Origin of the sequence: Jidongwangia harbinensis, from assembly GCF_020216025.1 — a bacterium.
Taxonomy (GTDB): domain Bacteria; phylum Actinomycetota; class Actinomycetes; order Mycobacteriales; family Micromonosporaceae; genus Actinoplanes; species Actinoplanes harbinensis.
In genome coordinates, this window is the sequence record NZ_JAIWNC010000089.1 from 1 (window position 1) to 5747 (window position 5747).

Annotated in this window: 7 protein-coding genes; 1 reads left to right on the plus strand and 6 read right to left on the minus strand. The window is 70.3% G+C overall.

Features of this window, described 5'->3' with window-relative positions:
• Nucleotides 1-311: 311 nt before the first annotated feature.
• From LDL48_RS43020 to LDL48_RS43035, 4 genes are all read right to left on the minus strand, one after another.
• Nucleotides 312-464 carry a hypothetical protein gene (locus LDL48_RS43020; RefSeq protein WP_225260980.1) on the minus strand — a complete coding sequence of 51 codons (153 nt, stop codon included), beginning with the start codon at nt 462-464 and terminating at the stop codon, nt 312-314.
• Nucleotides 461-766, minus strand: a complete 306-nt coding sequence (locus LDL48_RS43025) for an MDR/zinc-dependent alcohol dehydrogenase-like family protein (RefSeq protein WP_225260981.1) — start codon at nt 764-766, stop codon at nt 461-463. Before LDL48_RS43025 ends, LDL48_RS43020 begins: the two co-directional genes overlap by 4 nt.
• Before the next feature lie 319 nt (nt 767-1085).
• Nucleotides 1086-1547 (minus strand): cupin domain-containing protein, encoded by a 462-nt coding sequence (locus LDL48_RS43030; protein ID WP_155342733.1) that lies wholly within the window; start codon nt 1545-1547, stop codon nt 1086-1088.
• A gap of 12 nt (nt 1548-1559) precedes the next feature.
• Nucleotides 1560-2513: a helix-turn-helix domain-containing protein gene (locus LDL48_RS43035; protein ID WP_225260982.1), complete on the minus strand. Its 954-nt coding sequence runs from the start codon at nt 2511-2513 to the stop codon at nt 1560-1562.
• 369 nt (nt 2514-2882) lie between these two features.
• Between LDL48_RS43035 and LDL48_RS43040 the strand changes: the two genes are divergently transcribed.
• A complete protein-coding gene (locus tag LDL48_RS43040) occupies nt 2883-3014 on the plus strand; it encodes a zinc-binding dehydrogenase (protein WP_225260983.1) in 132 nt (43 codons plus the stop codon).
• A gap of 69 nt (nt 3015-3083) precedes the next feature.
• Here the strand turns inward: LDL48_RS43040 and LDL48_RS44930 are convergent, their stop codons facing one another.
• Together LDL48_RS44930 and LDL48_RS43050 are read right to left on the minus strand one after the other, a co-directional pair.
• Nucleotides 3084-4205, minus strand: coding sequence for an acyl-CoA dehydrogenase family protein (locus LDL48_RS44930; protein WP_225260984.1), 1122 nt, complete (start codon nt 4203-4205; stop codon nt 3084-3086).
• A 100-nt stretch (nt 4206-4305) separates the two neighbouring features.
• The gene (locus tag LDL48_RS43050; RefSeq protein WP_225260985.1) at nt 4306-5244 is read right to left on the minus strand and encodes an RNA polymerase sigma factor; all 939 of its coding nucleotides are present in this window, start codon (nt 5242-5244) and stop codon (nt 4306-4308) included.
• Nucleotides 5245-5747: the final 503 nt, after the last annotated feature.

Consider the following 5747-nt stretch of genomic DNA (forward strand, 5'->3'; position numbering starts at 1 on the left):
TCCCCGTGCCGTGCTTCCCTGGGCCGCGCTACGTTGACTGCCATCACAAGCCTCCTGCATACCGGTCACTCGCTCATCTGATGCCGACTTCGTACCGAGCGAATCTGAGACCACCGTTAATGCGCCGCTCAGACCGGTCGAACCAGAGGCCCACCGCCCCCCACCAGCGTGGTGACGTCGGTCTCGCCGAAAAGACAAGGCCCAGCCGACACAGCCATCAGGCGGCCCACCCGGCCGTGGCGTCGCGAACCTCCGCGCGGTCGGCTGATGAGCGGCCGGGCAGGGCTGGCAGGAGGTTCCTCCGACCCGGCTCAGCTTCCGGCCACGGTGATGACCCGTTTGCCGTCCTTCGGGCGTTGCTCGCGCTCCAGCTCCGTCAGGGCGGGAATCGCCTCGGCCAACGGGACCATGCGGGCGATGGGCAGGCGCAGGCTTCGGGCCACCTCTTTCAGGTCGGCGGTCACCGGCCGGCCATCATCGCCCGGAACGGTCCGGGCAGGGTGCTCCTGATCATTTTGGCCGGGGTCGGGACGATGTCGATGATGGTTCCGCGGGGCTTCAGCAGCATCCGGGCCGCGGCGAAGGGCAGCACGCCGGGCGTGTCGAAGACGAGATCGAACCGTCCGGTGAGGTCGGCCGGGTCGAAGCCGAATTCCACGACCGGTTCGACGCCGAGTTCGCGGGCCTCGCCAGCGGCGGTGTCACGGCAGCTGCCGGCGACCGAGGCTCCCCGCGCCCGGGCGAACCGGACGGCGGCCCGGCCCACCCCACCCACGCACCCGTTGACGAAGACCGCCTGCCCGGGCCGGAGCTCCCGCCGTGGCCTGGTAGGCGGTCACACCCACGGTCGGCAGCGCGGCGGCTTGCTCGTACGAAAGGTCCACCGGTTTGAGCACGACCGCCTTCTCCGGGGAAAGGTGCGACCGGTCACCAGCTTCATCTCACCGTTGCGCATCTTCCAGTCGAGCGCGTTGCAGCCGCCGCCCGGACACGGACGACAACCTCCCCCGAACCCGGGCGCGGTGGCTCGAACTCCGCGAGACGCATCACCTCGGGGCCGCCGTAGCGGTCGTACTGAAGGCGCTTCACGAGGCGTATTCGTTCGAAATTTCGGTGGCGTAGTTCTTCCACAGCGGTTTCATGGTCTCGGCATTGACCGGCTGCCCGGAATCGATCATGGCCTTGAAGTCGCGGAAGTACTGCACGTACAGGTCCGGCGTGAACGTGTTCAGCATGACCGCGTTCTCGTCGCCGACGTTGGCGAACGTGTGCGGTGCCCCGGTCGGCACGATGACCCAGGTGCCCGGCCCGGCGTCGTACTGGTCCTCGCCGACGGTGAACCGGAACGTTCCGGCCAGCACGTAGAAGCCCTCGTCGTGCTGGGCGTGGCGGTGCTGCAACGGGCTCGGTGTGCCCGGTGGAATGGTGACCTCGGCGAACCCCAGCCGGTGGTCGGTGTGCTCGCCGTTCTCCAGGATCCGGATCTGCTGCGCCCCGCTGCCGAGGATCTCGCCCTCGCCCGGGCGGACGATATTCACCTTCGCCACGACTTCTCCTGTCTATTGCCCGCCTTGGTGACCACCATTCTGTTCCGGTCCGGCCGCGCGCGTCCTGGTCGTCTGTGCACGGTTACTGGTCACCAGTGCACGGGCGTTGTAGCCGTACGTCGCCTTGAAGAGCTTGCTGAAATGCGTGGGATCGGAAAATCCCCACCGCGCGGCCACGGCGGTGACCGTACGTCCGCTTCCGGCCAACTCGGCCCGGCAGCGTTCCAGGCGGCGACGGCGGATCAGGGCCGCGACGGTCAACGGCTGATCCTCGAACAGCTTGTGCAGCCGACGTACCGAGATGTGGTGGGCCGCGGCGATGCTGGGCGGGGACAGCTCCGGATCGGCCAGCCGCGCCTCGATATAGCCGGCGATCCGGTCCCTGAGCCACTCGTCCGGAGCCGGCTGCGCGTCGCCCAACCGGGCCTCCAACGCGACCGCGATCAGCTCGACGACCGCCGCCGCCGACCGCAGCGCCTCCGCCGCGCGGAACTCGGCCGCTGACCGCGCCGACTCCCGCGCCAGCACGGAGACCAGAGCGCCCGGACCATGTCTGCCATCGATGCGTACGCCGATCAGCCGGTCGATCTGCGCGGGCCGGATCCGCAGCTCCCGGCGCGGAACCAGAATGGTGACGTGCGCCGCCGCGGTGCTCTCGAACCGGAGCGCACGCGTGGGATCGAGCAGCACCAGGTCCGCCGGACCGAGTTCCGCGTGGCCGCGCCCCTGCTCGATCCGCGTCCGGCCCCGGGCCATCACCTTGACCGCCAAGTTCTCGCCGTCGGAGGCGCCGCGCTCCCGCCCGACACAGGAACTCGCGGGCGTGTGGAGGGAGACCAGCCGCAGCGGCCCAAGGTGACGGGTGGCGATCCGGCCCCGGAAGTCCGCCCCGGCCAGCTTGTTGACCAACGGCGGAAACCCGGTGGCGGCCAGCTCGTCCTGGAACGTCTCGAGGTTGCCGATCACCGGTCAACGATACCGGCGACTCTTCCGGTGGGGCACGGTGTTCGGCCGGGTTACCGCGGCACGTGCCGCTTGAGCACCGCGACCCGATGCCGAAGCACGAGCGCACCTCTACCGCGTTGAGGCGCTCACCACGCGCCAACAAGGGTGATCAGCTGCAACGCCTGGCGAAGAATCCGGTGGCCGAACGACAACACCACGGCCTGCACCCTGCCAACAGTCGTCAATCCACAATGGAGCTCCGAGGGGAGATGCGGTCACGCTGGCGGCCCCTCTCGGGTGATCACCCTGTCCGACCCGCACTCGGGCGACTTCGGAGTACGACTGTCGGGCCCCGACGCCGCGCACACAGCCGAGGACCTGACCTAGGCGATGACGCTGCTCGCCGCCGGCCGGCTCCGGTTACGTGCGCACCGCACCATCCCGATGCCGGAGGCGGCCGAAGCACACCGCCTGCTGGAGAGCCGCACCGCCCGTGAGCGGATCATTCTGACCCTCCCGTGACCCCGTGCCCGGCCCGCGCCGCCGGCCGCCGGCCGTGGGCACGGTGGTGCCCACGGCGTGACAGCCGCGTCAGACGAAAGGCCAGCCCGAGGGCTGCCCCAGCGCCAGCCGGCCGGGGATCGTCCACTGGGTGGTGGACAGGTTCGCGGCCTGGGCCGCGGCCATGCCGTCCCGGAAGATCCGGCCGAGGCGGCTTGTCCGGTAGAGCGGCTCCGAGCTGCCAAGCTCGTACATCGACGTGAGCACCGCGCGGGCCGTCTCGGTGACATGACACATGGCACCCCGGACGGCGGCCCGCTGCGCCTCGGTGGTCTCGGCGCCCGCGGCGACCGTACGGTCGAGCTCGCGCTGCGTCGACAGCAGCAGGGCGCGGGCCGCCGCCACCTGTGCGAGTGCCCGGCCCACCGCGATCGCGACGTGGTCCTTCTCGGCCAGCGGCACCCCGTCGAACCCCTTCTTGACCGCGGCGACCGCTATCAGTTCGTCGATCGCGGCCTCGGCCATACCGATCAGCACCGCCGCGCAGCCCGGGAAGAGCTGATTGGGCGCGGGCAGCCGGTACGCCGGGCGGTCCAGCCGGTTCGGGGCGAAGAGCAGGTTGGACATGGACCCGGGTACGAAGACGTCCTCGGCCACGACGGTGTTGCTGTCGGACGCCCGCATGCCGATCACGTCCCAGGTGTCCTCGACCGACACGTCGGCCCGCGGCAGCACGCTGAAGCGCAGCCCCGCGAAGCCCGGCCCGGCCGACGGGTCGACGCCGGCCAGCAGGAACCATTCGGCCACGTGCGCTCCACTCACGATTTTCCAACGGCCGGTGAGCCGGAAGCCGCCGTCGACCGCGGTGAGCAACCCCGGACTGCCCGAGTTTGCCATCAGCGGGTCCACGCCGCCGGCCCAGAGCCGGGCCGCCCCTTCCTCGGGGAGCCAGCCGGCCACGAAGCCGAGGTTGAAGTTCCAGAGCAGCCAGGCGGTCGGCCCGTCGATGCGCGCCACGGTGGCGTAGAACTCCAGCGCCTGACTCTGGCTGGCCTCGTATCCACCATGCTCGCGTGGCGTGAGCACGCGGAAGGCGCCGTGGTCGCGCAGCTCGCCGACCAGACCGGTCGGTATCCGGCCGATGTCCTCGACCGCGTCCCGGTATTTCTCAATCGCAGGCCGCAGCAGCTCCGGCAGTTCCTCGATCGGCACGATGTCTCTCCTTCTCGTCGCGAGTGCCCGCGAGGCGGGCTGTCGAGACGAGATGCAGCCGGCGGCTGCTTTCTGCGCTCCGGGCGGTGTGATCCGGATCTCAGGGGTGCGGCTTCGTTCCGTACGCGACGCGGAGCCGCGCCACCCGCCCGCCGCGGAGGCGTAGCAGCCAGGCGGTGGCCGGCGGGCAGTGCTCCGGATCGTCGGAGGGGTTGACGAAGTTCATGTCCCAGACCACCACGTCACGGCTGCCGATCGCGTCGTGCAACCGCACGGTGACCCCGGCGCTCAACGTCATGTCGGTCATCGCGCGCAGCGTCGCCCGGTCGCCGACCAGGTGCCCCATCAGCGTCAACGACAGGTCGGGCCGGAACCAGTCGTCGAAGACCCGCGCACCGTGCCCGTCGTTGATCGTGGCAGCGTGCTGTTGCGCCGTGCGCCGCTGAGCGGCCGCCACGGCATCGGCCGCCGCGTGGGCCTCGCCGGCCGTCTCCCGCAGCGCCCGGGCCAGCGCCCGCCGCCCGTCCCGCAGCCGGCTGCCGACCGTGTCGACCCGGATCCCGCACACCTGGGCGATCTGCTCGTACGACGAGAACCGGGTGAAGTAGCGCAGCAGGGTCACCTCGCGGACCGGCTCGGACAGCGTGGCGACCCCGTGCCACACCCAGTCGCGTGCCGTGTTCCGGTCGAACGCCTCCTCCGGCCCGGGCTCGGTCGCCGACGGCAGCAGCAGCTGCGGCTCGGCGACCGGCGCCGGCCGCCGGGACCGCAACTGCATCCGGCACACGTTGCGCACGATCGCCTTGAGCCACGCGCCGGCCGCCTGCGGATCGCGCAACTGCGGCAGCCGCCGGAGGGCCAGGAGCACCGCCTCCTGCACCGCGTCGTCGGCCTCGTCGACGGTGCCCAGGCAGGCGATCGCGGTCGCCCGCAGGGCCGCCCGGTGCCGCTCGGTCAGCGTGGCGAACGCGGTCGCGTCGCCACCGCGGGCCCGCCGGCCGAGTTCCTCGTCGGAGGCGACCATGGCCGTCGCTGTCATGGGCGTCACTGTAGCCACCCGGCGCCTCGGCCGTACCCGGGTGAGGCTCTCCCTCCTCGGCCGGCTATTCGGAGAGAGACCGGAAGCGGTGCAAGTGCCCGGTGAAATGCAACAGACACACCACCGATAGGTACGTCGCAACGAGAGCGAACGATCCAGCGAACCAGTATCTGCGCTGATCCCACGCCGTCGACGTTCGATCGCGGCGCACACGGTATGTCTCGGCCGTGCGGCACGCCCGAGTCCTGACCGCACATGGATCCCGTACCATCGTGAACCCACCAAACGATGGGCGAACACCTTGAAGGTGGGTCCAGATGTCATTCAAGGTTGGGACTGAACATGGAAACAGGTGCGCCTAACCTAGCCGATGTGACTGACCGGAAACCAACTTGAGTGGGGGCATGGGTGATGGCCCGGGGTGGCCCGGGTGGTGGAGAGGTGTTCAGGCGGCGGCGGGGGTGAGGGTGACCTGTAGGCCCAGCGCTTCGAGTTGTTGGATC

Bases quoted from the DNA above. Each gene is read 5' to 3' on its own strand.
- LDL48_RS43040 (WP_225260983.1), top strand. From the start codon at position 2,883: ATGACGCTGCTCGCCGCCGGCCGGCTCCGGTTACGTGCGCACCGCACC.
- LDL48_RS43050 (WP_225260985.1), bottom strand. From the start codon at position 5,244: ATGACAGCGACGGCCATGGTCGCCTCCGACGAGGAACTCGGCCGGCGG.